Annotated in this window: 21 protein-coding genes; 11 read left to right on the top strand and 10 right to left on the bottom strand. The window is 65.2% G+C overall.

Annotated elements, in window-relative coordinates:
* The first annotated feature begins 14 nt into the window (after window positions 1-14).
* Together BC1002_RS09830 and BC1002_RS09835 are read left to right on the top strand one after the other, a co-directional pair.
* The gene (locus BC1002_RS09830; protein ID WP_013089892.1) at window positions 15-479 is read left to right on the top strand and encodes a DUF2844 domain-containing protein; all 465 of its coding nucleotides are present in this window, start codon (window positions 15-17) and stop codon (window positions 477-479) included.
* A 67-nt stretch (window positions 480-546) separates the two neighbouring features.
* The gene (locus BC1002_RS09835) at window positions 547-1,809 is read left to right on the top strand and encodes a DUF3443 domain-containing protein (protein ID WP_013089893.1); all 1,263 of its coding nucleotides are present in this window, start codon (window positions 547-549) and stop codon (window positions 1,807-1,809) included.
* Window positions 1,810-1,859: 50 nt separating this feature from the next.
* Here the strand turns inward: BC1002_RS09835 and BC1002_RS09840 are convergent, their stop codons facing one another.
* Entirely contained in the window at window positions 1,860-2,303 is a 444-nt protein-coding gene (locus BC1002_RS09840; RefSeq protein ID WP_013089894.1) for a hypothetical protein, read from the bottom strand.
* A gap of 360 nt (window positions 2,304-2,663) precedes the next feature.
* On the bottom strand, window positions 2,664-2,996 hold the full coding sequence (locus BC1002_RS09845) for a hypothetical protein (protein ID WP_013089895.1): 333 nt from the start codon (window positions 2,994-2,996) through the stop codon (window positions 2,664-2,666).
* Window positions 2,997-3,325: 329 nt separating this feature from the next.
* Between BC1002_RS09845 and leuA the strand changes: the two genes are divergently transcribed.
* Window positions 3,326-5,032 (top strand): 2-isopropylmalate synthase, encoded by a 1,707-nt coding sequence (leuA, locus tag BC1002_RS09850; RefSeq protein ID WP_013089896.1) that lies wholly within the window; start codon window positions 3,326-3,328, stop codon window positions 5,030-5,032.
* Window positions 5,033-5,162: 130 nt separating this feature from the next.
* On the opposite strand, the gene BC1002_RS09855 is transcribed toward leuA, so the two are convergent.
* The 5 genes from BC1002_RS09855 to BC1002_RS09875 all read right to left on the bottom strand — a co-directional run bounded on the left by BC1002_RS09855 (window position 5,163) and on the right by BC1002_RS09875 (window position 11,697).
* Window positions 5,163-5,942 (bottom strand): amino acid ABC transporter substrate-binding protein, encoded by a 780-nt coding sequence (locus BC1002_RS09855; protein ID WP_013089897.1) that lies wholly within the window; start codon window positions 5,940-5,942, stop codon window positions 5,163-5,165.
* A 140-nt stretch (window positions 5,943-6,082) separates the two neighbouring features.
* A complete protein-coding gene (gene boxA, locus BC1002_RS09860; RefSeq protein WP_013089898.1) occupies window positions 6,083-7,321 on the bottom strand; it encodes a benzoyl-CoA 2,3-epoxidase subunit BoxA in 1,239 nt (412 codons plus the stop codon).
* Window positions 7,322-7,380: 59 nt separating this feature from the next.
* Entirely contained in the window at window positions 7,381-8,808 is a 1,428-nt protein-coding gene (gene boxB / locus BC1002_RS09865; protein ID WP_013089899.1) for a benzoyl-CoA 2,3-epoxidase subunit BoxB, read from the bottom strand.
* Between the two features lie 98 nt (window positions 8,809-8,906).
* Window positions 8,907-10,586 (bottom strand): 2,3-epoxybenzoyl-CoA dihydrolase, encoded by a 1,680-nt coding sequence (boxC, locus tag BC1002_RS09870; protein ID WP_013089900.1) that lies wholly within the window; start codon window positions 10,584-10,586, stop codon window positions 8,907-8,909.
* A 112-nt stretch (window positions 10,587-10,698) separates the two neighbouring features.
* Window positions 10,699-11,697 (bottom strand): helix-turn-helix transcriptional regulator, encoded by a 999-nt coding sequence (locus BC1002_RS09875; protein WP_013089901.1) that lies wholly within the window; start codon window positions 11,695-11,697, stop codon window positions 10,699-10,701.
* 238 nt (window positions 11,698-11,935) lie between these two features.
* On the opposite strand from BC1002_RS09875, the gene BC1002_RS09880 reads away from it, so the two are divergent.
* The 5 genes from BC1002_RS09880 (at window position 11,936) to BC1002_RS09900 (ending at window position 17,606) form a co-directional block, all read left to right on the top strand.
* The gene (locus BC1002_RS09880) at window positions 11,936-12,403 is read left to right on the top strand and encodes a DUF4863 family protein (protein ID WP_013089902.1); all 468 of its coding nucleotides are present in this window, start codon (window positions 11,936-11,938) and stop codon (window positions 12,401-12,403) included.
* 71 nt (window positions 12,404-12,474) lie between these two features.
* Window positions 12,475-14,064: a benzoate-CoA ligase family protein gene (locus BC1002_RS09885; RefSeq protein ID WP_013089903.1), complete on the top strand. Its 1,590-nt coding sequence runs from the start codon at window positions 12,475-12,477 to the stop codon at window positions 14,062-14,064.
* A gap of 12 nt (window positions 14,065-14,076) precedes the next feature.
* Complete coding sequence (locus BC1002_RS09890) at window positions 14,077-14,937, top strand: alpha/beta fold hydrolase (protein ID WP_013089904.1); 861 nt, start codon at window positions 14,077-14,079, stop codon at window positions 14,935-14,937.
* A 120-nt stretch (window positions 14,938-15,057) separates the two neighbouring features.
* Window positions 15,058-15,369 (top strand): hypothetical protein, encoded by a 312-nt coding sequence (locus tag BC1002_RS09895; protein WP_013089905.1) that lies wholly within the window; start codon window positions 15,058-15,060, stop codon window positions 15,367-15,369.
* Between the two features lie 119 nt (window positions 15,370-15,488).
* Window positions 15,489-17,606, top strand: coding sequence for a phosphocholine-specific phospholipase C (locus tag BC1002_RS09900; RefSeq protein ID WP_013089906.1), 2,118 nt, complete (start codon window positions 15,489-15,491; stop codon window positions 17,604-17,606).
* 115 nt (window positions 17,607-17,721) lie between these two features.
* On the opposite strand, the gene BC1002_RS09905 is transcribed toward BC1002_RS09900, so the two are convergent.
* Entirely contained in the window at window positions 17,722-18,102 is a 381-nt protein-coding gene (locus tag BC1002_RS09905) for a DUF5594 family protein (protein WP_013089907.1), read from the bottom strand.
* A gap of 49 nt (window positions 18,103-18,151) precedes the next feature.
* Entirely contained in the window at window positions 18,152-19,816 is a 1,665-nt protein-coding gene (locus BC1002_RS09910) for an acyl-CoA synthetase (RefSeq protein ID WP_013089908.1), read from the bottom strand.
* Window positions 19,817-20,142: 326 nt separating this feature from the next.
* On the opposite strand from BC1002_RS09910, the gene BC1002_RS09915 reads away from it, so the two are divergent.
* Window positions 20,143-21,009 (top strand): hypothetical protein, encoded by an 867-nt coding sequence (locus BC1002_RS09915; RefSeq protein ID WP_013089909.1) that lies wholly within the window; start codon window positions 20,143-20,145, stop codon window positions 21,007-21,009.
* 10 nt (window positions 21,010-21,019) lie between these two features.
* On the opposite strand, the gene BC1002_RS09920 is transcribed toward BC1002_RS09915, so the two are convergent.
* A complete protein-coding gene (locus BC1002_RS09920; protein WP_013089910.1) occupies window positions 21,020-21,928 on the bottom strand; it encodes a LysR family transcriptional regulator in 909 nt (302 codons plus the stop codon).
* Between the two features lie 126 nt (window positions 21,929-22,054).
* Between BC1002_RS09920 and BC1002_RS09925 the strand changes: the two genes are divergently transcribed.
* The gene (locus BC1002_RS09925; protein ID WP_013089911.1) at window positions 22,055-24,175 is read left to right on the top strand and encodes a 3-hydroxyacyl-CoA dehydrogenase NAD-binding domain-containing protein; all 2,121 of its coding nucleotides are present in this window, start codon (window positions 22,055-22,057) and stop codon (window positions 24,173-24,175) included.
* 29 nt (window positions 24,176-24,204) lie between these two features.
* Window positions 24,205-25,413: an acyl-CoA dehydrogenase family protein gene (locus BC1002_RS09930; RefSeq protein ID WP_013089912.1), complete on the top strand. Its 1,209-nt coding sequence runs from the start codon at window positions 24,205-24,207 to the stop codon at window positions 25,411-25,413.
* Window positions 25,414-25,415 lie beyond the last annotated feature (2 nt).

Here is a 25,415-nt window from a genome sequence, read left to right on the forward strand (position 1 = left end):
ACGAGGAAGGCCCCATGTCCAATTCCTGTCTCACTCCATCCGCGATCGCCTCGGTGATCGCCGTCGTCGCGTGCTGCGCGAGCTTCGGCGCGCATGCCGAGTTGGGCGGCACGATGCCGAGCCAGGCGGTGGCGGGCGCGAGCGCGCCGCGCACTCTGCTCAATGGCGCACTGCGCGAGCGCACGTGGACCGACGCCGGCAATACGGCCATCAACGAATACGCAACCAGTACCGGCCTGATCGTCGCCTACGCATGGCAAGGCCCGACGATGCCGGATCTGCACGCGCTGCTCGGCAAATACGGCGATTCGTACAAGACCGGCGCCGCGGCGGCGGCCGGCAGCGGCAATCTGCATTCGTCGCGGGTCTCGCGCTCCGACGTGATCGTCGAGTCCGGCGGACCGATGCGTGGCTACGTCGGCCGCGCGTGGCTCCCGGCGGCTTTGCCCGCCGGCGTCACCTCCGACGACATCCAGTGACGCGTGCGCCGCACGCGTCGCTCGCGCCCCCTTCACGCCTGAGTTCCACCCGACGGACCGCCACGCCATGAAATCCGCCTTGCGTTTCCATGCCCTGCTTCTGATCGTCTGCGCGGCCCTGGTCGGCTGCGGCGGCGGAGGCGGCAGTTCGTCGTCCGGCTCATCCGGCTCGGGCTCGGGCTCGACGCCGTCCGCGAGCGCGCCGACCAGTTCGACGGGCGCGTCGAATACGAGCGCGAACGTGCCGCAATCGACCACGCCCAACGTGCAGCCGGTCACGGTCGGCGTGGCGCCCGGCAATACGCGCAACATGCTGATGACGAGCGTCACCGTCTGCCTGGCCGGCACCAGCAACTGCGCAACGATCGATGACATCCAGGTCGACACCGGCTCGAACGGCCTGCGCATCCTCGCCTCGGCGCTGCCGACGACCTTGTCGCTGCCGACCATCGCCGCGGGCAGCGGCGTGAGCGCCGAATGCGCGGTGTTCGGCAGCGGCTACGCGTGGGGCTCGATCCGCACCGCGGACGTGCGCATGGCCGGACAACAGGCGTCATCGATTCCGATTCAGCTGATCGCCGACAGCGGGCTGCCCGGCGCGCCCGCCGACTGCGCGAACTCCGGCGGCGCGTCGCTGCTGGCCGTATCGAGCCTGCACGCGAACGGCATCCTCGGCGTGGGCCTGTTCCCGGTCGACTGCGGCAACGGCTGCGCGAACTCCGCCTTGCCGCGCTGGTACTACAGTTGCACGACGAACGGCTGCAGCGCGACCGCGCAGCCGCTCGCGCAGCAGGTGACCAACCCGGTCAGCAGCTTCCCGCTCGATAACAACGGCGTCGTGATCGACCTGCCCGCCGTCGCCGATGCGGGCGCGGCGAGCGTCTCGGGCTCGTTGATCTTCGGCATCGGCACCCAGTCGAACAATACGCTGACGAGCACGAACGTTGTGAGGGCGAACTCGGCGACCGGGTACGTGACGACGAACTCGGGCGGCCTGACCTATGCGGTGAGTTATCTCGACAGCGGCTCGAACGGCCTCTTTTTCCACTCGACGCAGTTCCCGTTGTGCGGCTTCTGGTACTGCCCGACATCGACGCAGTCGGCGAACGCGTCGATCACCGGCATCGATGGCGTGTCGCGCTCGGTGTCGTTCGACATCGCCAATTCGAACACGCTGTTCGCGTCGTCGAACAACGCGTTCGACAATCTCGCCGGCAATTCGAGTCTAGGCTTCGGCTGGGGCTTGCCGTTCTTTTACGGCAAACGCATTTACACGGCGATCGCGACGCGCAATACATCGGCCGGCCAGGGGCCCTATTACGCGTTCTGAGCTTTGCCTCGGTTAGATGCGTAACAACGGTGCGGGGCGCCGGCGCGAACTCAGCCCGCTGCGCTGGCCGGTTGTGCAGCCGGCGTGGCCAGCTGCGGCGGCGCGAGCCAGCGGAACACGTCGAGCTGTTCGCCATGGAATGTGCACTCGGCGGCGGCCGGCGTGCGGACCCTCTGCGGCTGGGCCGGCTTCGCGGCGACCTCGACCTCGGACGCCGCTTGCGACGCCGATGCGGCAAGCGGTGCGGAAGCCGCCGTCGCGGACGCGCTCCCCACATGCTCGATCGTCCCCTCCACCACGACGCGCGAGCCGCGAATCGCGGCCCCGCGATGGGTGACCCGCAGCCTATCCGACGACATCCCCGACGACGGCTCGGCCAGCTTGCCGCGCATCAATTGCTCGCAGGCGTTCGAGTTGCGCGTGACGATCGTGCAGGCCGCCAGCAGCGCCGCGGCGCTCGCGAGACAGGCGACAGAGAGAAGGCGAATCTTCATCGATGTTCCGTTGTTCGAGGCCCCGGTCATTGTAGCCGCTTGACCTTGACGCGGCGCATCGGCATCGTGTCGGCCGGTGGCGCAATCGGCCGCCGGGTTGGCCACATTGCGCGGCGAATTCAAAGCGCCCCCCCGGGTAACGACTCCGGCTTCTTCATGCTCAGCCTCGTCCTGCTCGCGATCGTCGCCTACGCCGCCACCAATATCGACAACCTGTTCGTGCTGCTCGGCTTTCTGACCGAAGCGGGCGTAGAGCGGCGTCGCGTGGTCGCGGGACAGTACGCGGGATCATTGATCCTCGTCGCCGCCGCGCTCGTGCTCGCGGCCTTGCTCACGCGCCTGCCGGCCGGTTACGAGAAGTCAATTCGCCGGCCGCGGCGGTTGCACGTAGGTACGCACACCCGCCAGCGGCGCGCCATAGCCGCCCGCGCTCGGGTTGTTCGGCAAGCCGTTGACCAGTTGCGCGCGCGGATCTGTCGGATTCAGATTCAGCTCTCCCGCCTGCTGATTGCCGTGCGTCGGATACTCGCTGCCGAGCGCCGCATGTGGCATCAGGCGCGTGCTGTTCTGCGGCGCGTTCATGTCGTTCTGCGCGCTGAGCCCCTGCGCGCCGGCTTGCCCGACGAACCCGCATGCCACCGCCGCGCATGCGCAGATCCTTGCGACGGAGGATATCCACACGACCCTGTTCATGTTCGCCTCCTGCTCAGTGAATTGACGACGCCTCGTGAGCTCACCCGTGAATCGGACGCGGCACGAGCCACTGCGTGCCCTTGACGCAATCTCAATAATATGTTCCCATTGCGCACTATGTACCGCACCCAGACCACCCTATCGCTACTACTAGCCCGCTCTACCGGGCTAGGTCTGCTGCTGCGCGCTTCCGCTTCTCTCTGATACACCGAAGCATCGCTTGAATCCCCAGTAACTGACCCAGCCCCGGTTTCCGACCGGCGGCCCAGTATCGCGTTTTCGTCGTCCGGTCGACACCCGTTCCACGGTCTCTCCCTCGGATGATGAAAATGTTGAAAAACCCCGCTACCAAGTACCGTTCGTTCAAGCCGATCAATTTGACGGATCGCCAGTGGCCGTCGCGCACGATCACGCGTGCGCCGATCTGGATGAGCACCGACCTGCGCGACGGCAACCAGGCGCTGTTCGAGCCGATGAACGCCGAGCGCAAGATGCGCATGTTCAAGACGCTGGTGCAGATCGGCTTCAAGGAAATCGAAGTCGGGTTTCCGTCGGCGTCGCAGACCGATTTCGACTTCGTGCGCGAGCTGATCCAGGGCGGCCATATTCCCGACGACGTGACGATCGAAGTGCTCACGCAGGCGCGCGACGATCTGATCGAGCGCACGTTCGAATCGTTGCGCGGCGCCCCGCGCGCGATCGTCCACCTGTACAACGCGACCGCGCCGGACTTCCGCAAGATCGTGTTCGGCCTCGAAAAGAGCGGCGTGATCGAACTCGCGCAGAAGGCCGCGCGCACGGTGAAGCGTCTCGCCGACGCGCAGCCGGAAACGCACTTCACGCTGCAATACAGCCCGGAAGTGTTCAGCGGCACCGAACTCGAATTCGCGAAGGAAGTCTGCGACGCGGTGTTCGACATCTGGCAACCGACGCCCGAGCACAAGGCGATCGTCAATCTGCCGGCCACCGTCGAGATGGCCACGCCGAACGTCTACGCGGACCAGATCGAATGGATGCACCGCAATCTCGCGCGCCGCGATTCGCTGATCGTCTCCGTCCACCCCCATAACGACCGCGGTACCGCCGTCGCCGCCGCGGAGCTCGCCGTGATGGCGGGCGCGGATCGCGTCGAAGGCTGCCTGTTCGGCAACGGCGAGCGCACCGGCAATGTCGATCTCGTCACGCTCGCGTTGAATCTGTACACGCAAGGCGTCGATCCCGAGCTCGATTTCTCGAACATCAACGAAGTCGCGCGCACAGCCGAGGAATGCACGCAGTTGCCGATCCATCCGCGTCATCCGTATGTCGGCGATCTCGTCTTCACCGCGTTCTCGGGCTCGCACCAGGACGCGATCAAGAAGGGCTTCGCCGCGCAGAAGCCGGACGCCATCTGGGAAGTGCCGTACATGCCGATCGATCCGAGCGACCTCGGCCGCACCTACGACTCCGTGATTCGCGTGAACAGCCAGTCGGGCAAGGGCGGCATCGCGTATCTGCTCGAGCAGAGCTACGGCGTCGTGTTGCCGCGCCGCCTGCAGGTCGATTTCAGCTCGGCCGTGCAGCGCTTCACCGACGACAGCGGCCAGGAAGTCACGCCCGCGCAGATCTGGGAACTGTTCCAGCAGGAATACGTGCGCACGGCCGAGCCGGTCCGCTATATCAGCCACAGCCTGTCCGAGCATAACGGCCGCGAGCACATCAAGCTCAACGTCGAAATCAACGGCACGCCGCGCGTGCTGACGGGCGCCGGTAACGGCCCGCTCGACGCGCTGATGCAAGCGTTCGACGTGCCCGTGCGCATCCAGCACTACGAGGAACGCGCGCTCACGCAGGGCGCCGATGCACGTGCGATCGCGATCGCCGAAATGGCCGGCGCCGATGTGGCCGGCAGCGCGTTCGGCGTCGGTGTCGATGCGAACCTGATCACCGCGTCGATTCGCGCGGTGATCAGCGGCGTGAACCGCGCGTATGCACGTGTGAACGCGGATGCGCAGGAGCGTTTCTTCGACGCCGCGCTGAGCGACGCGACGGTGTGAGGTCAGGGTCTGCCGCGTTGAACGTGCGGTGCGCCGCATGTTCAAATGGCTGACGGTAACGAAGAAGGGGCGTCTCGACGACGCCCCTTCTTTTTACCGTGAATTTATCCGCGTCAGCCCCGGCCGAGGTTCACTGAAACACGTCCCGGCCGAAGTACTTCAGCGAAATCCGCTGATATGTACCGTCTTTTCTGATGCGGGCGAGCGCGTCGTCGATCGCGAGGCGCAGCTTCGGATTGCCCTTGCGGATCAATACCGCCGACTTGTCGCTGCTATCGGGCGACGTATCGACCGCGACGACCTTGATCCTCGCGTCGGGCACGCGCTTCTTATAGTCGAGAAACGACAATGAATCGTTGACGGTCGCATCGACGCGTCCCGCGACGAGCAGATCGATCGATTCGTCGAAGCCCTGCGCCGGGATCACCTGCGCGCCGTGCGCGGCCGCGATCCTGCCGACGTTGCTGGTCAGTGTATTGGCCGACTTGCGGCCCTTCAGGTCATCGAAAGATCTGATCGTCGTATTGTCCGAGGCGACGATCAACACCGCGTGCGATGTGATGTACGGGTCCGAGTAATCGTATTTGAGCTTGCGCTCGTCGGTGACCGCGACCTCGTTGATCACCGCGTCATAGCGATTGACGTCGAGACCGGCGATCAACCCGTCCCATTTGCCTTCGATGAATTGCGGCTTGACGCCCAGACGCTGCGCGATCGCGCTGGCGAGTTCGACGTCGAAGCCGGTCAGCTTGCCCGCGTCGTCGTGATAGGTGAACGGTGCGTACGTGCCTTCGGTGCCGATCCGGAACACGCCCGATGCCTTGATTTGCGCGAGGTCGTCGGCGCTCGCCGGATGCGCCAGCACCGCCTGCAATAGCGCGGCCATCGCGAGTGAACGAATCGGCTTCATCGGACGGCTCCGTCTGAGTGGCTGCGCAGGTGGCGGACTGCCGCATTTGGCGATGGGGACGCCGGCGCGCGGCCGGCTGTGTGGGCCGACTGTAGCAAACCGTCCGCGATTTTCAAAATGATTCGCGCGCGATCACTGCGTCAGTACGTCTCCAGATGCAGCCGCCCTTCCCGCTTCAGTTTCGCCCACAATGCTTCCCAATCGATCTGATGCAGCTCGCCGATGTCCTTGAGCGCCTGCAACACGCCGTCTTCCATGCCTTTGAGGCCGCACACGTAGATATAGGTGTTGTCGTCTCTCAGCAGGTTCGCGACGTCGGCCGAACGTTCGCGCATCGCGTCCTGCACGTAGCGCTTCGTCTGCCCCGGCGTGCGCGAAAACGCGAGCGTGGTGTCGATGAAATCCTTCGGCAGATTCGCCAGCGGCCCGAAGTACGGCAGCTCCTCCTTGGTGCGCGCGCCGAAGAACAGCATCAGCTTGCCGGTCGCGCCTTTCAGGCGCTTGCGCCGGCGGTACTCGGTCATCGCGCGCATCGGCGCGGAACCGGTGCCCGTGCAGATCATCAGCAGATGCGAGTTCGGATGATTCGGCATCAGGAAGGTGCTGCCGAACGGGCCGATCACGTTGACCACGTCGCCCTTCTTCAGATCGCATAGATAGTTCGAGCAGACGCCGTCGATCGCGTCGCCGTGCTGCTGCGACACGCGCTTGACCGTCAGCGACACGTTGTTATAGCCGGGCCGCTCGCCGTCGCGCGGACTTGCGATCGAGTACTGGCGCGCGTGGTGCACGCGGCCGTCGGCGGCAGCGCCCGGCGGCAGAATGCCGATCGATTGGCCTTCGAGCACCGGAAACGGCATCGAGCCGAAATCGAGCACGATGTGATGTATGTCGCTCGACGTCGCGCTGTCGGTGAGCCGGTAGTTGCCGACCACCGTCGCGGTGGTCGGCGCCTTGTGCGTGTACAGATTCACATACGGCTTCGCGGCCGACCACGGCGGCACGACCGCACCGCGCACGGTGTCGACTTCGAGGCCGTCCGCTTCGGCGGAACTGTCGCCCGCGGCGGATGCGGCCGCCGTTTCTTCAGCCGGCACCGCCATCGTGTTCTGCTCCGGCAGCACGTCCCACGTGAACTGCTCGTCGATCGAATACGCATCGGCTTTCAACACCGTGCGCCAGTTGTCGATCGCGCCGGTCGGGCACGGCGGCACGCAGGCCATGCAGCCGTTGCAGACGTCGGCCTTCACGACGTAGTTGTTGTCGTCGTGCGTGATCGCATCGATCGGACAGGTCTCTTCGCAGGTATTGCAGCGAATGCAGATCTCCGGATCGATCAGATGCTGCCGCAGAATTTCGATCGATACTGGGCCGTTCATGACTTCCTCCACCTCGCAATACGGCGCGCGGAGGGCGCGCCTTTCGTGCTTCGCCTGCTTCAGTTGAAGCGCACGTATTCGAAATCGACCGGCTGACGGTTCACGCCCATCGCGGGCGGCGCGATCCAGTTCGCGAACGTGCCCGGCTCCGCGACGCGGCCCATCAGCGACGCGACGAACGCACGGTCTTCCGGCGTGGCGAGCCATTTCGCTTCGTTGGCGACCCATTCGGCTTCGCTGACGACGCGGCCATCGGGCGACACCCGCGTGCCCGCGAACGTGCCGATCTGCCGGTTGAACGCCTTGTGCGGCACCGTCATGCGAAAGTCGATGCCGGCCTTCTCGAGCACCTTGTTCCAGCGCCCGACGCCCGAGACCGAGTCCTTGATGTAATCGTCGCGCAGCACTTCGTTCATCGCATTGAGCATCGGCACTTCGCGCTCGACGAGCTTGCCGTCCTGCACGTCGAGCAGCTTGTAGCTATGCTCGCTCAGCCGATGATCGTCGTCGCGCTTGTTTTCCTCGTAACGGCCCTTCAGGCCCGAGCTATAGAACGTCGCCGCGTTCGACGAATGATCGGCGCCGAACAGGTCGATCGTGACCGAGTAATGGAAGTTCAGATAGCGCTGGATGGTCGGCAGATCGATCACGCCTGCCGCGCGAATCTTCGCGACGTCGTCGGTGCCGAGTTCGTTCATCACCTGAGCGGTGCGCTGGATCACGCGCGACACGCCCGATTCGCCGACGAACATGTGATGCGCTTCCTCGGTCAGCATGAACTTCGTGGTGCGCGCGAGCGGATCGAAACCCGACTCCGCGAGCGCCGACAACTGGAACTTGCCGTCGCGGTCGGTGAAGTACGTGAACATGTAGAACGCGAGCCAGTCCGGCGTCTTCTCGTTGAACGCGCCGAGAATGCGCGGATTGTCGTCGTCGCCCGAGCGGCGGCCGAGCAAGGCTTCGGCTTCCTCTCGACCGTCGCGGCCGAAGTAGCGATGCAGCAGATACACCATCGCCCACAGATGTCGGCCTTCCTCGACGTTGACCTGGAACAGGTTGCGCAAATCGTACAGCGACGGCGCGGTCAAGCCGAGGTGACGCTGCTGCTCGACCGAAGCCGGCTCCGTATCGCCCTGCGTGACGATGATGCGGCGCAGGTTCGCGCGATGCTCGCCGGGCACGTCATGCCACGCGGCTTCACCCTTGTGCTCGCCGAAGTGGATCTTTCGATCCTGCTCGCCCGGCGTGAGGAAAATGCCCCAGCGGTACTCCGGCATCTTCACGTAGTCGAAATGCGCCCAGCCGCCCGGGTCGACGCTGGTCGCGGTGCGCAGATACACGTCGTAGCCGTGCGAGCCTTCCGGACCCATATCGCCCCACCACGACAGAAAGTTCGGCTGCCACTGTTCGAGCGCACGCTGCAGTGCGCGGTCGTCGGCGAGGTTGACGTTGTTCGGAATCTTTTCGCTGTAGTTGATCGAGGACATGGTCGGTTCCCTGGGTCAATTCCCTGTTCGGAAGCTGCAGTGGCGAGAGGCGCGTATCGGCAGGCGGCGTCGTTTAGTCGGAGTGAGCGCGCGGCATCTCACACGCGCGACACATCGAATTGCGCCTTGCTGCCCTTGCCGTACACCTTGAGCGCACCCTTGTCGCCCACTGCGTTCGGCCGGTTGAAGATCCAGTTCTGCCAGGCGGTGAGACGGCCGAAAATGCGCGTCTCCATCGTCTCCGGCCCATTGAAGCGCAGATTCGCTTCGAGGCCCGTCAACGCATCGGGCGACATCGCCGCGCGCTCTTCGAGCGCGATGCGGATTTCGTCGGCCCAGTCGATATCGTCCGGCGACGCGGTGACGAGACCGAGGCGCTCGGCGTCGAGCGCCTTGACCGGCTGGCCGATCAGTGCGCGGACCGCGTCGAGCGGCTCGGCTTCCTCGTAAAAGCGCCGCGCGAGCCGCGACTGATGCGTGACCATCGGATACAGACCGAAGTTGGCTTCCGACAGCGTGATCGCCGGCTCCTCGTCCTCGTTGTCGGGCAGCGCGGCCATGTAAGTGCGATCGGCGGCGAACGCGAGTTCGGCGAACGTGCCGGCGAAGCACGAACCCGGCTCGATCAGCGTGAAGATGGAACGCGACGACACGTCGAGACGCGCGAGCGTACGGCGCAGCATGCCGATCGTTTCGCGCACGAACCAGTGATCCTTGTGCTGCAGCAGCGTCGCATCGACGGCGAGCAGGTGGCGAGCGTCGCCTTCGGTCTTGAACGCCCAGGTGCCGATGTCGAGCGCGTTGGTGCGCATCGACAGGATCGCGTCGTCGAGCTCGCGGGCGAATTGCAGCGGCCACCAGTTGGCGCCAGCCGCGACGATCGCGGCGAGGTCGGTCGGTTGCTCGGTGCGCGGCGCGCGCGCGGTGAAGGTCGCCACCCGTTTCGCGCGATCGATCGTTACGTCGACCGTCTGATAGCCGAGGCCGTCTGCGCGATCCGTGCGTTCGATGCGCGTGAGCGCGACGCCCTTTGCATCGGCCGGACGATCGCTATGCGCGCCGAGTTCGAGCGCGCGCGCCTGAATGGCCTGCTCGAACTGGTTCGGCTTCACGACTTCGTCGACGAGACGCCATGCCTTCGCACGCTCGCCACGCACACCCTCGACCACCGTGCAGAAAATATCCGCGCGATCGTGGCGCACCTTGCGTTTATCGGTCACGCGCGTGAGACCGCCGGTGCCGGGCAGCACGCCGAGCAGCGGCACTTCCGGCAGCGACACCGAAGAGGAACGATCGTCGATCAGATAGATTTCGTCGCAGGCGAGCGCGAGCTCATAACCGCCGCCCGCGCATGCGCCGTTCACCGCGGCGAGAAACTTAAGCCCCGAATGGCGCGACGAATCTTCGAGCCCGTTGCGGGTTTCGTTCGTGAACTTGCAGAAGTTGACCTTCCACGCGTGCGACGACAGCCCCAGCATGAAGATATTCGCGCCCGAGCAGAACACCCGGTCCTTCAGGCTCGTCACCACCACCGTGCGAACTTCCGGATGCTCGAAGCGAATCCGCTGGATCGCGTCATGCAGCTCGATGTCGACGCCGAGGTCATACGAATTGAGCTTCAGCTTGTAGCCGTCGCGAATGCCGCCGTCCTCGGCGATGTCGATGCCGAGCGTCGCGACCGGGCCGTTGAAGTTCAGCTTCCAGTGCCTGTACTGCGACGGCTCGGTGCGGTAGTCGACCGGCGCGGCCTCGGCAACGGCGGTGGGGGCTGTGGACATGGGGCGTCTCCTGACTGGACGATGCGATCTTTTTTTGAACAATAGTGCATCTACATACACACGTAAAGCACTTTAGTGCACTTTTACGTGGAAACCCTGGCGCCCCGATCGGTCAGTTCACCCGCGCTTCGTCTGGCGCTTCCGCCGCGAGCCGCGCGGCGAGACGGTCACGCAATTGCAGGTAGGCATCGGCGAGCGTCTTTTCGCTGGTGTCGAACGTCATGTCGGCGCGCCCGTACAACTCGGCACGCCCGGCGAGGATGCGCTTCAGGTCGTCCATCGCTTCGCGGTTGCCGGACATCGGCCGCAGATCGCCTTGCGCGACGACGCGGCGCATGTGTTCCTCGGGCGTCGCCTGCAACCACACGGTGAAGCAGTGCGACAGCAGCACGTTGAACGTGCCCGATTCCGACACGAGCCCGCCCGGCGATGCGATCACCGCGCGCGAATGCTCGTGGATCACCGCTTCGAGCGCGCGCTGCTCATAGCGTCGATACGCGCTCGCGCCGTACAGCGAATGAATCTCCGACGGCGGACAGCCCGCAAGCTGTTCGATCACGCGCGTGAGCTCGATGAACGGCACCTTGCGCTCCTGCGCGAGCATGCGTCCGAGAGTCGACTTACCCGCGCCGCGCAGACCGATCAGCGCGATGCGGTCCTTGCGATGCGGGTCGCGCGGCGCCTGCGCGAACATCTCCGCAAGCGCGATGCGCGCGCGCTGCAGCGCCGCCTGGTCGCGCCCCTGCAGCAGTTCGCGGATCAGCAGCCATTCGGCGGACGCGGTGGTTTCGTCGCCGATCACCTCGGCGAGCGGACAGTTCAGCGTGGCCGCGAGCTGCCGCAGCACCAGCACCGACGCATTGCCGACGCCCGATTCGAGATTCGCCAGATGCCGCTCCGACAAACCGGTTTCGGCCGCCAACGTCTTGCGCGTCATGCCGCGGCGCGCGCGCAGCAAACGCACTCGTTCGCCCATCGCGGTCAGAAACGGGTCGCGTTCTTCGCGCTCGCCGCCGCGCTCGGCCGTGCGTTCACCCGCGCGTTCGGGAGGTTCGGCGCGGGCCGCGTCGTCGGTTGCGTCCAACGGTGGAGGAGGATACTTTTGGTTCATGTTTTGCGACCTCATGACTACGACACATGTACTATAGTGCTTGACACGCACCAGGTGAACGGTTTAATTTTCGCCAAAAGCTGATCCAATCACAAACACAGTCGCGCGCCGCGCTTGCAGTCCGGCCGCGTCACGGAGACGGCGCCGCACTGCGCATGCACCAAAGTTCCGCGGGCCGGCCATCCGGCGTTCGGCGGCGGGACATCCGGCCTGCGTGAGCGCGCTTCTGGAGGCTCGCATGTCCGCACAGGAATTCCAGCGCCTGATTGCAGGCGTCACTGGGCAACTCGCCGGGCGGCCGCTCGACGCCGCGCTTGCCGACTGGCTCAACGAAACCTGGCCGGCCGACAGCCCCACCTTTCAAGAACTCGCGAACGCGTGCCGCAGCGGTGTCGCCGAAGGCTGGCTGTGCAATCGCGAGGCCGGCGGCATCCGCTACGGCCGCATCTTCAAGGCGCTGCCCGACACGCACGACTTTTCCGTCGACGTCGTCGATATGCACGACATTGCCGGTCCGCACCACGTCCATCCGCACGGCGAGATCGATCTGATCATGCCGCTCACCGAAGGCGCGACGTTCGACGGCCATCCGGCCGGCTGGTGCGTGTACGGCCCCGGCTCCGCGCATCGTCCGACCGTCGCGAACGGCGAGGCGCTGGTGCTGTATCTGTTGCCGCAAGGGGCGATCGAATTCACGCGCGCGTGAGCGGCGAGCGGCAAGCATCGAGCGGATCACGAGCACAAAAGCCGGACCGCGTCCACGGATGGAGGAGACATATGGAAGCCCTGCTGGAAACGAGCGCGCGCGAGCCGGTTGCGCCGCCGCCCCCGCTGTTCAACTTCGCGAGGCATCTGTTCCAGCTGAACGAAGCGCGCGCGAGCAAAGTCGCTTATATCGACGACCACGGCGCGACGACCTACGGCGAACTCGAACAGCGCGCGCGGCGCTGCGCCAGCGCACTGCTGGCGCTCGGCGTGCATCCCGAGGAGCGCGTGCTGCTCGTGATGCTCGACACCGTATCGTTGCCAGTCGCGTTTCTCGGCGCGCTGTACGCCGGCATCGTGCCGGTCGTCGCGAACACCTTGCTGACCGCCGCCGACTATACGTACATGCTGACGCACAGCCATGCGCGAGCCGTGATCGTGTCGGAACCGTTGCTCCCCAACGTGACGCAGGCGCTGAACAGCATCGACGACGACGGCTGCCAGCTGATCGTCTCGCAGCCTGACGCTTCCACCGAAAAGCCGCTTACGGCGCCGCGCTTCGAAACGTTGGTCGACACCGCGCCGCCCGCGCTCAAAAGCTGCGCGAGCAACGCGGACGACATCGCCTTCTGGCTCTACTCGTCGGGCTCGACCGGCAAGCCGAAAGGCACTGTCCACACGCACGCGAATCTATACTGGACCGCCGAGCTGTATGCGAAGCCGGTGCTCGGCATCGTCGAGAGCGACGTGGTGTTTTCTGCGGCGAAGCTGTTCTTCGCATATGGGCTCGGCAACGCGCTGACGTTTCCGCTGTCGGTCGGCGCGACCGCGATCCTGATGGCCGAACGGCCGACCGCCGACGCGATCTTCACGCGCCTTGTCAAGCATCGTCCGACGGTGTTCTACGGCGTGCCGACCTTGTACGCGAACATGCTGGTGTCGCCCAATCTGCCCGCGCGCGCCGACGTTGCGATCCGCGTATGCGCGTCGGCCGGCGAGGCGTTGCCGCGCGACGTCGGCGAACGCTTCACCGCGCACTTCGGCGCCGAGATTCTCGACGGCATCGGCTCGACGGAGATGCTGCACATCTTCCTGTCGAATCGCGCGGGCGAAGTCGAATACGGCACGACCGGGCGCCCCGTGCCCGGCTACGAAGTCGAGTTGCGCGACGAAGCTGGGCGGCCTGTGCCCGATGACGAAGTCGGCGACCTGTTCATCAAGGGGCCGAGCGCGGCGCTGATGTACTGGAGCAATCGCGAGAAAACGCGCGCGACGTTTCTCGGCGAATGGATCAGGAGCGGCGACAAGTACCGGCGTCTCGCGAACGGCTGTTATGTGTACGCGGGCCGCAGCGACGACATGCTGAAAGTAAGCGGCCAGTATGTGTCGCCGGTCGAGGTCGAGATGGTGCTCGTCGCGCATCCGGCGGTGCTCGAAGCGGCGGTGGTCGGCGTCGATCATGGCGGACTCGTCAAAACGCGCGCGTTCGTCGTGCTCAAGCGCGACTTCATGCCGTCCGAGATGCTCGCGGACGAGCTGAAGGCCTTCGTCAAGGAACGGCTCGCGCCGCATAAGTATCCGCGCGACATCGTGTTCACCGACGATCTGCCGAAGACCGCCACCGGCAAGATTCAACGCTTCAAACTGCGCGAACTGTCATAGGTGATTCATTTGATGCAGAACCGAGGTGCCGCCCCCGCTACTCCCTCCGCGAATGCCGCGAGCGGCTTCGCCGAACTGCCGGCAACCGCGTCGCATGGGCCGCTGCGCATCGAGTACCGCTGGGTCAACGAGCAGGCGAATGATCAACACGACGATCCGCCGATCGCGGTCTTCCTGCACGAAGGTCTCGGCTCGATCGCGATGTGGCGCGACTGGCCGCAGACGTTGTGCGAGCGGCTCGGCATGCGCGGGCTCGTCTATTCGCGGCCCGGCTACGGACTCTCGACACCGCGAGCGCCTCAAGACAAATGGCCGGTCGATTTCATGACCGCACAGGCGCGCGACGTTCTCCCCGCCTTGCTCGACGCGCTCGATATCGACCTGCGGCAACGCCAGCGCATGTGGGTGATCGGCCATAGCGACGGCGGCTCGATCGCGCTGCTGTACGCGGCGCTGTATCCCGATGCGCTCGCGGGCGCGGTCGTGATCGCACCGCACGTATTCGTCGAAGACATCTCCGTGCAAAGCATCGCCCAGACGAAGCAGCTTTACGAAACCACCGATCTGCGCGCGAAGCTCGCCCGCTATCACGCGGACGTCGATTCCGCGTTCTACGGCTGGAACGATATCTGGCTCGATCCCGAGTTCAGGCATTGGTCGATCGTCGAGGCGCTCGCGCCGATCCGGCGACCGCTGCTCGCGATCCAGGGCCACGACGACAACTACGGCACGATGGCGCAGATCGACACGATCGCCGCGCGCGTGCCGCACGCGCAACTCGTCAAGCTAGACGCATGCGGACACTCGCCGCATCGCGATGCGCCCGCCGCGCTCAATGACGCTGTCGCGGCGTTCGTTCGCGCGCAGCGATAAGCGGCGCCCCACCTGTTACACGTACTTCATAAAACTTACACGGATCGGCGATTATGCTGCTGCATCGCTGACCTCGGCACTCGATGGCGAGGCATCCCTTCCCCGCCCGGAGACAGTGCCATGCCTTTCGTGTCGAAGCCGATTCGCGCGCCGCGTCGCAAACGTTTGACCGGCGCCGTGACGGTCATCGCGCTGTGCGCGCTAGCGGGAGCATGCAGCAACGACGAACCGCCCGCGAGCACGAACACGATCAGTTCAACGGAGCCTTCCGCCGCTAACCCCGGCGACCCATCGATCGCCCCGCCGCCGGCCGACTCCGCGCCGCCGACGCTGACGATCCAGACACCAGCGGCACCCGCATCCGAAGCCGGCACGGCGCTGTCCGCCGCCGCGCCGCCGCTTGCCCGCCCCATCATCCATACCGTCGATTGAGCATCGCGCCGCGCTCGGCGGCTAGCCTGCCTGCGCGTGTCCGACGCAGCATTGCCGTTCAGTACCGCAAGTCGTCTTCCCCGTGCCTTTTTCCTCCACCGAAGATCGAAGCCACAACCATGACCTCAACAAATCGCCGTGATTTTCTGCGCTCGGCCGCGCAAGCCGCCGGTTCCTTCACCGCGTTGAGCATGCTTCCGCCGGGCATCCGCAATGCGCTCGCGATTCCAGCCAACAACCGCACCGGCACGATCCGCGACGTCGAGCACATCGTCGTGCTGATGCAGGAGAACCGCTCGTTCGACCACTACTTCGGCACGCTGAAGGGGGTGCGCGGCTTCGGCGACACCCGCGCGATCAACCTCGCTAATGGTCAACCGGTGTGGTATCAGCCGCTCACCACCGATACCACCGGCGCCAGCTACGTGCTGCCGTTCCGTCCGAGCGCGCCGAACCTCGGCCTGCAATTCCTGCAGGATCTCGCGCACGACTGGGGCACCACGCACGCCGCATGGAACGGCGGCCGCAACGATCAGTGGGTACCGTCGAAAGGCGCGACCACGATGGCCTACCTGACGCGCGACGACATCCCGTTCCACTATCAGCTCGCCGACGCATTCACGATCTGCGACGCGTACCACTGCTCGCTGATGGGGCCGACCGATCCGAACCGCTACTACATGTGGAGCGGCTGGGTCGGCAACGACGGCAGCGGCGGCGGTCCGGTGATCGACAACTCGGAGCTCGGCTACGGCTGGTCGACCTTCCCCGAAGTGCTGCAGAACGCGGGCATCTCGTGGAAGATCTATCAGGACATCGGCACCGGGCTCGACGCGAACGGCTCGTGGGGCTGGACGCAGAACGCGTACATCGGCAACTACGGCGACAACTCGCTGCTCTATTTCAACCAGTACCGCAACGCGCAGCCGGGCAACCCGCTGTACGACAACGCGCGCACCGGCACCAACGCAGCGAACGGCGACGGCTACTTCGACGTCCTGAAGCGCGACGTGCAAAACGGCACGCTGCCGCAGGTGTCGTGGATCGTCGCGCCCGAAGCGTACAGCGAACATCCGAACTGGCCGACCAACTACGGCGCGTGGTACATCGACCAGGTGCTGCAGATCCTCACGTCGAACCCGGACGTGTGGAGCAAGACCGTGCTGCTGATCAACTACGACGAGAACGACGGCTTCTTCGATCACATCGCTGCACCGTTCGCGGCGGCGTCGAGCGCGAACGGTCTGTCGACCGTCGACATCACGAAAGACATCTATGCTGGCGATCCGAAGAACGTCGCCGGGCCGTACGGGCTCGGACCGCGCGTGCCGATGCTCGTGGTGTCGCCGTGGTCCAAAGGCGGCTACGTGTGCTCGGAAGTGTTCGACCACACGTCTGTGATCCGCTTCATCGAAAAGCGCTTCGGCCGCGAGCACGATCTCGGCGAATCGAACATCACGCCGTGGCGCCGCGCGGTGTGCGGCGATCTGACCTCCGCGTTCAACTTCGCGAATCCGAACGCGTCGGTGCCGTCGCTGCCGAGCACGAGCGGCTACGTGCCGCCCGACCAGAACCGTCACGAGGACTACGTGCCGCAAGCGCCGACGGTGCAGACGGTGCCGAAGCAGGAAGCGGGTGTGCGCCCGGCTCGCGCGCTGCCATACGAACTGTTCGTGCGCGTCGACGAAGGCTCGAACGGCAAGCTGACGATGCGCTTCGTCAACACGGGCCGAGTGGGCGCGGTGTTTCTCGTGTACGCAGCCAATAGCGCCGACGCGCCGCGCAGTTATACCGTCGAAGCGGGCAAGTCTTTGCAGGACGCGCTGCTCGTCAATGCCGATGGCAGCTACGACTTCAGCGTGCACGGACCGAACGGTTTCCTGCGCCGCTTCGCGGGCAAGGTGGTCGCGCGCAACTGGTGGAATGGTTCGGATACCGCACGGCCGGCCGTCGCCGAAGGCTACGATGTCGCAAACGGCAATCTGCAACTGCGGCTCGAGAACGCGGGCAGCGCGCGTTGCCGGTTCACGATCGTCAACGCGTACGACAAGAACCATGTGATCAAGCATTGGGTGCGCGGCGGCGACACCGACAATCTGTACCTCGATCTGCGCAAAGCATACGGCTGGTACGATCTCGAGATCACCGTCGATACCGACCCGACGTTCGCGCGCCGCATCGCCGGTCATGTCGAGACGGGCAATGACAGCATCAGCGACCCGGCGCTGGGCCGCTGAGCGTCGCTGTCACCGACGGCTGTAAAAGCAACGGCCGCTGGCTCTTCGAGCACAGCGGCCGTTTTTATCCAGCTATCGAGCGGGAAACCGCAACCCCGCAAACCCACGCAAGCGTCTACGCTTCGAAATCGAGCCCGCCGATCAACGTAACCGGCTCACCCTGCGTATGCGTCGAGAAGTCGAGTTCGCGCGCCTGGGTCCACGCGTTGAGCTTGCGCGGCAGCGCGGCCAGATATCGGGCGAAACGCGTCGCGCCCTGCTCCCCCATCAGTCTTTCTATTTCATCGCTGTCCCAGGTCAGATACAGATTCAACGGATGCGGGTAATGACCGAGCTCGTCGAGCGGCGTCGCGTGAATCCGCAGGCGGGTGGGCTGGCCCTGTTCGCCATGCGGCAGCACGTCGGTGTGCACGGTCTTCGCGACACACGAGGCGATCGCCTCGGCAATGCGCGGCGCGAACTCCTGGTCGAAACGAATTGCACTCTCGGGGCGCATTCCATGTCTCCGCTGTGATTCTCGTCGTGGGTGGGTCATCGTAGCAGACTCAGTTTTTCGCCGGCGGGGTCGCGTCCGGGTCGTGCGTCACCGCCTCGCGCAGTGCCTTGCGGATCACCTTGCCGGTGGCCGTCATCGGCAGGCTTTCGACGAAGCGAATCTCGCGCGGATATTCGTGCGCAGCCAGACGCGTCTTTACGTGCTGCTGGATCTCGCGCACCAGCGCATCGTCGCCGACGAAGCCCGCTTTCAGCACGACGAACGCCATCACGATTTCGGTGCGCTCGCGATCGGGCGCGCCGACCACGGCCGCCATCGCGACGGCGGGATGACGCAGCAGCGAATCTTCGATCGACGCCGGCCCGATCCGGTAGCCGGCGCTCGTGATCACGTCGTCGCCGCGCCCGACGAAGCGAATGAAGCCGTCCACGTCGCGCGTGCCGAGATCGCCGGTCAGCAGAAACTTGCCGCGGAATTTCTCGCGCGTCGCCGCCTCGTTGCGCCAGTAGCCGACAAACATCACCGGATCGGGCGAGGCCACGGCGATATCGCCGATCGCGCCGGGCGGCAGTTCGTTGCCGGCGGCATCGACGATCGCGACATGGTGCCCCGGCACCGCGCGCCCGATCGCGCCGAAGCGCGGCTCGAACAGCGCCGCGCACGACGACACGACGACGTTGCACTCGGTCTGTCCGTAGAACTCGTTGATCGTCACGCCGAGCGCGTCGCGCCCCCAGCCGATCAGTTCCTCGCCCAGCGATTCGCCGCCGCTCGCGACCGATCGCAATGCAAGCCGCAGATGAGCGGGCCGCTCGACGCCACGCATCATCTTCAGCGCGGTCGGCGGTAAAAACGCATGGGAAACCGCGTGACGCGCGAGCAGATCGAACGCGGCGTGGCCGTCGAATTTCGCAAAACGGCGCGCGAGCACCGCGACGCCGTGATGCCACGACGGCAGCAGCACGTCGAACAGACCGCCGATCCACGCCCAGTCCGCGGGCGTCCACATCAGCGTCGCGTGGGCGGGAAAGCCCTGCTGCGACATCTCGACGCCGGGCAGATGCCCGAGCAACACGCGATGCCCGTGCAACGCGCCCTTCGGTTTTCCGGTCGTGCCCGACGTATAGATGATGATCGCCGGATCGTCCGCGGCGGTATCGACCGGCGTGAACTCAGCGGGAGCGCCATGCAACGCCTGCCAGAACGACCGCACGGGTGCGTCCGATGCTTCGTCATCCTGCTCGATATCGACGCTGAACACGTGTCGCAACCCGGGCAGCGCGCCGCGGATTTCGTCGATTTTTTGCACGCCGGCCTGATCGGTGATCAGCGCGAGCGCACCGCTGTCGCCGAGCCGATGCTCGAGCGCGTCCACGCCGAACAGCGCGAACAACGGCACCGCGACCAGGCCTGCCTTGTAGGCCGCAAGATGCGCGATGGCCGTTTCGATCGATTGCGACAGGAAGATGCCGATGCGCTCGCCGCGCCGCGCGCCCGCCGCTAGCAGCACATTGGCGAAGCGGTCGGACAGGGCTTTCAGTTCATCGAACGTATAGCGGGTCGCGCGGCCGTCGGCATCTTCGTAGATCAACGCTAGACGCCCCGAGCCATCGGCCCACTTGTCGCATGCGTCGACGCCTATGTTATAGCGCTGTGGAATGCGCCACGTGAAATTGGCCGTGAGCGAATCGTAAGTCTCGCCATCGAGGTTCATCGTGTCTCCTGGATATCGTCGCTATCGCTGCATGACGTGATGCATGGCCCTCTTGCTTGCCGCCTCTGTACGCGCATGGCCGGTGTTCGGCAGTTTAGCCCACGACCCTTTGGGTCCCGCTCGGCGCTTCGCCTTGCGCAATTGAATTCGCCAGATACGACATAGTCCCGCCCATAATCGCCGGCCCGCCGCGCTGAACTCAACGTTTTGCGACAAGTCCTGTGTGATTCAAGCCCTTTACGTCTGACTTGTGCCGTGCCCGTCTAGGATCGTTACACAGGTTCGGCGCCTATGTTGCGCCGCATGATCGCTACCTTGGATGACATATGCGCAAGGCAAGATTTGCATCGTTCTGGCACGGTCCGGAACTATCTCCCTATGAAATCGCGTGCCTGAATTCGTTCACGCAGTACGGCAGCGAGGTCGCGCTTTACGGCTACGAGCCGATCGCCGGATTGCCGCCCGGCGTGACCGCGAAGGACGCGACCACGATACTGCCGCGCGATTCGCTGAACGACTTCCCGATTCGCGGGGTGCCGTCCATCGCGCATTTCACCGACTATTTCCGCTTCGTGATGTTCACGAAGACCGACGAGATCTGGGTCGACACCGATATGCTGCTGTTGCGCGATTTCGATCTGAACGCCAAGGGCGACCTGATCGGCCGGGAGACGCCTTCGAGTATCTGCACGGCGCTGCTGCGGCTCGATCCGGATCAGCCGCGCCTGCACGAGTTGATCGAACGGGTCGAAGCGATGAAGGGTACGGCCATCAAGTGGGGCGACACCGGCCCTCGTCCGTTGACCGCCGTCTACGGCGTGAGGGCCGGTCTTCCCGAAAGCCTGTTCTATCCGGTGCATTTCAACGATTACTACAAGGTGTTCCTGCCGCGCTATTTCGAAGAGTGCGCGGCGCTCTGTTCCGACGCGTACACGCTGCATCTGTGGAACAACCGGGTCGTCAGGATGGGGCTCTTCAAGCGCATCGGCCCGCCCGTTGGGTCGTTCCTGCATCACGTGTTCGAGCAAACCGGCGCCAACGAACTGTTTCGCGAGTTTTATCCGGCGAGCGTGATGCAGGCGATGATCGACAACGCGGTGGAGAAGGTCGGCAGCGACGAAGGCGTGCGCAAGCTGCTGCGCGTCGGCGTGCCGATGGTCACGACGGCGATTGCGCGCAGACTCGGCGCCTGAGCTCCCCCCTTCAGTTCGCGCCGCCCCTGCCCGAGCCCTGCGCCTGCTCCAGCACGAAGTCGATGAACGTCGCCGCCGCGCGCGTGTGATGCCGGTTCGGCATGTACAGCATGTACATGTGCGTGCCGAAGATGCTGAGCCGCCAGGCATCGAGCGCGGTCAGCACGGCGCCGCGCTTCAGATCGTCCTGCACCACGTAGTCGGGCACGAGTCCGACGCCCAGACCGGCCAACACCGCCTGCCTTAAAAATAGAAAGTTCTCGGAAATAATCGTCGGTTCGAGCAGCACTTCATGACGCTCCTCGCGCAGATATGCGGCGAGCCGCAACTGCTTGCCGATCACGGCCGCGGTGATCAGCGGCGCGGTGCGCAGGTCGTCGAGCGTCGCGGGCATGCCGTGCGTCCGCGCGAATTCGGGGGAGGCGCAGGCCACGTACCGGACCGGCCCCATGTCTCGCGCGACGAGGTTTTGGGGCGGCTCCGACATCACCCGCACTGCTATGTCGATCTCGTCGCGCATCAGATCCTCGACGCGATTCTCGAACATCACATCGAGCACGATGCCCGGATAAAGCCGCTTGAACGCAATCAACCAGTCGGACATCACGAGCTGGCCATAGCCGCTCGGCACGCTCAGCCGCACCCTGCCTTGCAGACTCTGGCCCAGCGTCGTCACCGACTCGCGCGCGGCGAGCAACGCGTTGCGGATCGTACGGCCGTGCTCGTACAGCCGCAGACCGATCTCGGTCGGCTCGACGCGGCGCGTGGTGCGCCGCACCAATTGCAGGCCGACCGAACGCTCGAGCTGGTTCAGGTGATAGCTAACGTTGGCACGGCTCATCTTGAGCCGGCGCGCCGCTTCGCTCAGATTGCCGGCATCGAGGATGTCGACGAGCAGGGTCAGCGAATTGACGTCCATTGCGATGTCGTTGTCAAAATAATTTTGACAGTCTGTCAATCACCCATGTGATTGTCAATGAACGTTGACCACTCCAGAATCGGATGATCCGGCGCACTTCGCCAACCTCAAACGGAGACACCCACGATGACCCTTCCCCGCTCAGCCGATGTTGTCACGCGCGAATTGCGCGGCAAGGTCCTGCTCGTCACGATCGACCACGCGCCGGTCAACGCGCTCTGCGCCGACGTGCGGCGCGGCCTGCTGGGCGCGATCGAAGCCGCTGACGCCGATCGCGCCGTCGAAGCCGTGCTGATCATCGGCGCGGGGCGCAACTTCATCGCCGGTGCCGATATTCGCGAGTTCGGCAAGCCGCCAGTGCCGCCTTCGCTGCCGGACGTGTGCAACCGCATCGAGGCCTGCGCGAAACCCGTGATCGCCGCGCTGCACGGCGCCGCGCTCGGCGGCGGGCTCGAAGTGGCGCTCGCCGCGCATTACCGGATCGCCGTCGACGGCGCGAAGCTCGGCCTGCCCGAAGTGCAGCTCGGGCTGCTGCCTGGCGCGGGCGGCACGCAACGCACGCCGCGCCTGATCGGCGCGCCGGCCGCGCTCGATCTGATCCTGAGCGGCCGTCATGCGAGCGCGAAGGAAGCGCTCGCGCTCGGTCTGATCGACCGTCTCGGCGCCAGCGGCGACATCCTCGCCGAAGGGCTCGCCTACGCGCACGAGCTGCTCGCCGCGCACGCCCCGGTGCGCCGCACGCGCGACGCCGCCGCCTTGAACGACCGCGCCGCGAGCCTCGCCGCTGTCGCGAAAGCACGCGACGAAACCGCAAAGAAAGCGCGCGGCCTGTTCTCGCCGCTGAAAATCGTCGACGCCGTCGAAGCCGCGATCGAACAACCCTTCGACGAAGGCCTGAAGTTCGAACGCAAGCTGTTCCTGCAATGCCTCGACAGCCCGCAACGCGCCGGTCTCGTTCACGCGTTCTTTGCCGAGCGCGAAGTGCTGAAAGCGCCTGAAACGCGCGACGCGAAACCGCGCCAGCTCGAGGCCATTGGCGTGATCGGCGGCGGCACGATGGGCGCCGGCATTGCGATCGCGGTGCTCGACGCGGGGCTGCCCGTCACGATGATCGAACGCGACGAAGCGTCGCTCGCGCGCGGCCGCGCGCACATCGACAAGGTCTACGACGGGCTGATCGCCAAGGGCCGCCTCACCGCCGACAAGAAAGCCGCGACCATGGCGCGCTGGAGCGGCAGCACGTCGTACGATGCACTTGCTCACGCCGACCTCGTGATCGAAGCCGTGTTCGAGGACCTCGACGTCAAGAAGGCCGTGTTCGCCGAGCTCGATCGCGTCTGTAAGCCCGGCGCGGTGCTCGCGACCAACACGTCGTATCTGGACATCGAAGCGATCGCGGCCAGCATCTCGCGCCCCGCCGACGTGATCGGCCTGCACTTCTTCTCCCCCGCCAACATCATGAAACTGCTCGAAGTCGTGGTGCCGAAGCAGGTCAGCGCCGACGTCGTCGCGACCGCATTCGAGCTCGCGAAGAAGCTGCGCAAGACGCCGGTGCGCGCGGGCGTGTGCGACGGCTTCATCGGCAATCGGCTGCTCGCCGTGTATCGCGCCGCCGCGGACGCGCTGATGGAAGACGGTGCGTCGCCGTATCAGATCGACGCGGCCGTGCGCGCGTTCGGCTTGCCGATGGGCCCGTTCCAGGTGGTCGATCTCGCGGGCGGCGACATTGGCTGGGCGGCGCGCAAACGCCGCGCGGCCACGCGCGATCCGAACGCGCGTTACGTGCAGATCGCCGACCGCCTGTGCGAGCGCGGCTGGTTCGGCCAGAAGACCGGCCGGGGCTTCTATCTGTACCCTGAAGGATCGCGCGGCGGCATGACCGATCCCGAAGTCGAGGCGATCATCGACGCAGAGCGCAAGCGCGCGGGCATCACGCCGCGCAGCTTCACCGACGAGCAGATCATGCGCCGCTATATGGCCGCGATGATCAACGAAGGCGCGAACGTCGTGCACGAAGGCATCGCACTGCGCCCGCTCGACGTCGACGTGACGCTGCTGTACGGCTACGGCTTTCCGCGCTACCGCGGCGGTCCGATGAAATACGCGGACAGCGTCGGCCTGGCGACGATTCTCGCCGACATCCGCGAGTTCGCGAAGGAAGACCCGCTGTTCTGGCGGCCGTCGCCGCTGCTCGTCGAACTCGTCGAGCGCGGAGCGGATTTCGCGAGCCTGAACACGACGGCCTGAGCCGCCACGAACCGGACGGAACGACTGCGATGGATCTGAACTTCACCCCCGAAGAAGAAGCGTTTCGCGCCAGCGTGCTGGCGTTTCTGCGCGACAAGCTGCCGCGACGTCTCGCCGACAAGGTGCATGGCGGCCGGCGTCTGACGCGCAACGACATGGCCGAGTGGCACGCGATTCTGAACGCGCAAGGCTGGCTCGCGAATCATTGGCCCGAAGAGTACGGCGGCCCGGGCTGGAACCCGGTGCAGAAGTTCATCTTCGAAAATGAATGCGCGCTGGCCGGCGCGCCGCGCGTCGTACCGTTCGGCGTCAACATGCTCGGGCCGGTGCTGATCAGGTACGGCAGCGAAGCGCAGAAGCGTCACTGGCTGCCGCGCATTCTCGATGGTTCGGACTGGTGGTGCCAGGGCTATTCGGAGCCGGGCGCGGGCTCCGATCTCGCGTCGGTCAGGACGACCGCGGTACGCGGCACGGACGCGCAGGGTGAGCATTACATTGTCAACGGCCAGAAGACGTGGACCACGCTCGCGCATTACGCGAACATGATCTTCTGCCTCGTGCGCACCGCGACTGACGTGCGCAAACAGGAAGGCATCAGCTTTCTGCTGATCGACATGAATACGCCGGGCGTCGAAGTCCGGCCGATCATCACGCTCGATGGCGAGCACGAAGTCAATGAAGTGTTTTTCACCGACGTGCGCGTGCCGGCCGACAATCTCGTCGGCGAAGAGAACAAGGGCTGGACCTACGCGAAGTATCTGCTGACCTACGAGCGCACCAATATCGCGGGCGTCGGATTTTCGGTCGCCGCGTTCAACCGTCTGCGCAAGATCGCCGCGCAACAGCGGCGCAATGGCCGGCCGCTCGCCGAGGATCCCGCGTTCGCGGCACGCATGGCGCGCGTCGAGATCGATCTAGAGAACATGAAGACGACCAACCTGCGCGTGATCGCGGCCGTGGCGGGCGGCGGCGTGCCCGGTGCCGAGAGTTCGATGCTGAAGATTCGCGGCACCGAGATCCGTCAGGAGATCTCGTCGCTGACCCGGCGCGCGATGGGCGCTTATGCCCAGCCATTCGTCGAGGACGCGCTGCACGAAGGCTTCGACGGCGTGCCGGTCGGCCCCGCCGAAGCCGCGAGTGCCGCGTCGCAGTACTTCAATAATCGCAAGCTGTCGATCTTCGGCGGCTCGAACGAAATCCAGAAGAACATCATTTCCAAAATGATCCTCGGACTGTAAGA

Source organism: Paraburkholderia atlantica, from assembly GCF_000092885.1.
Lineage (GTDB): Bacteria > Pseudomonadota > Gammaproteobacteria > Burkholderiales > Burkholderiaceae > Paraburkholderia > Paraburkholderia atlantica.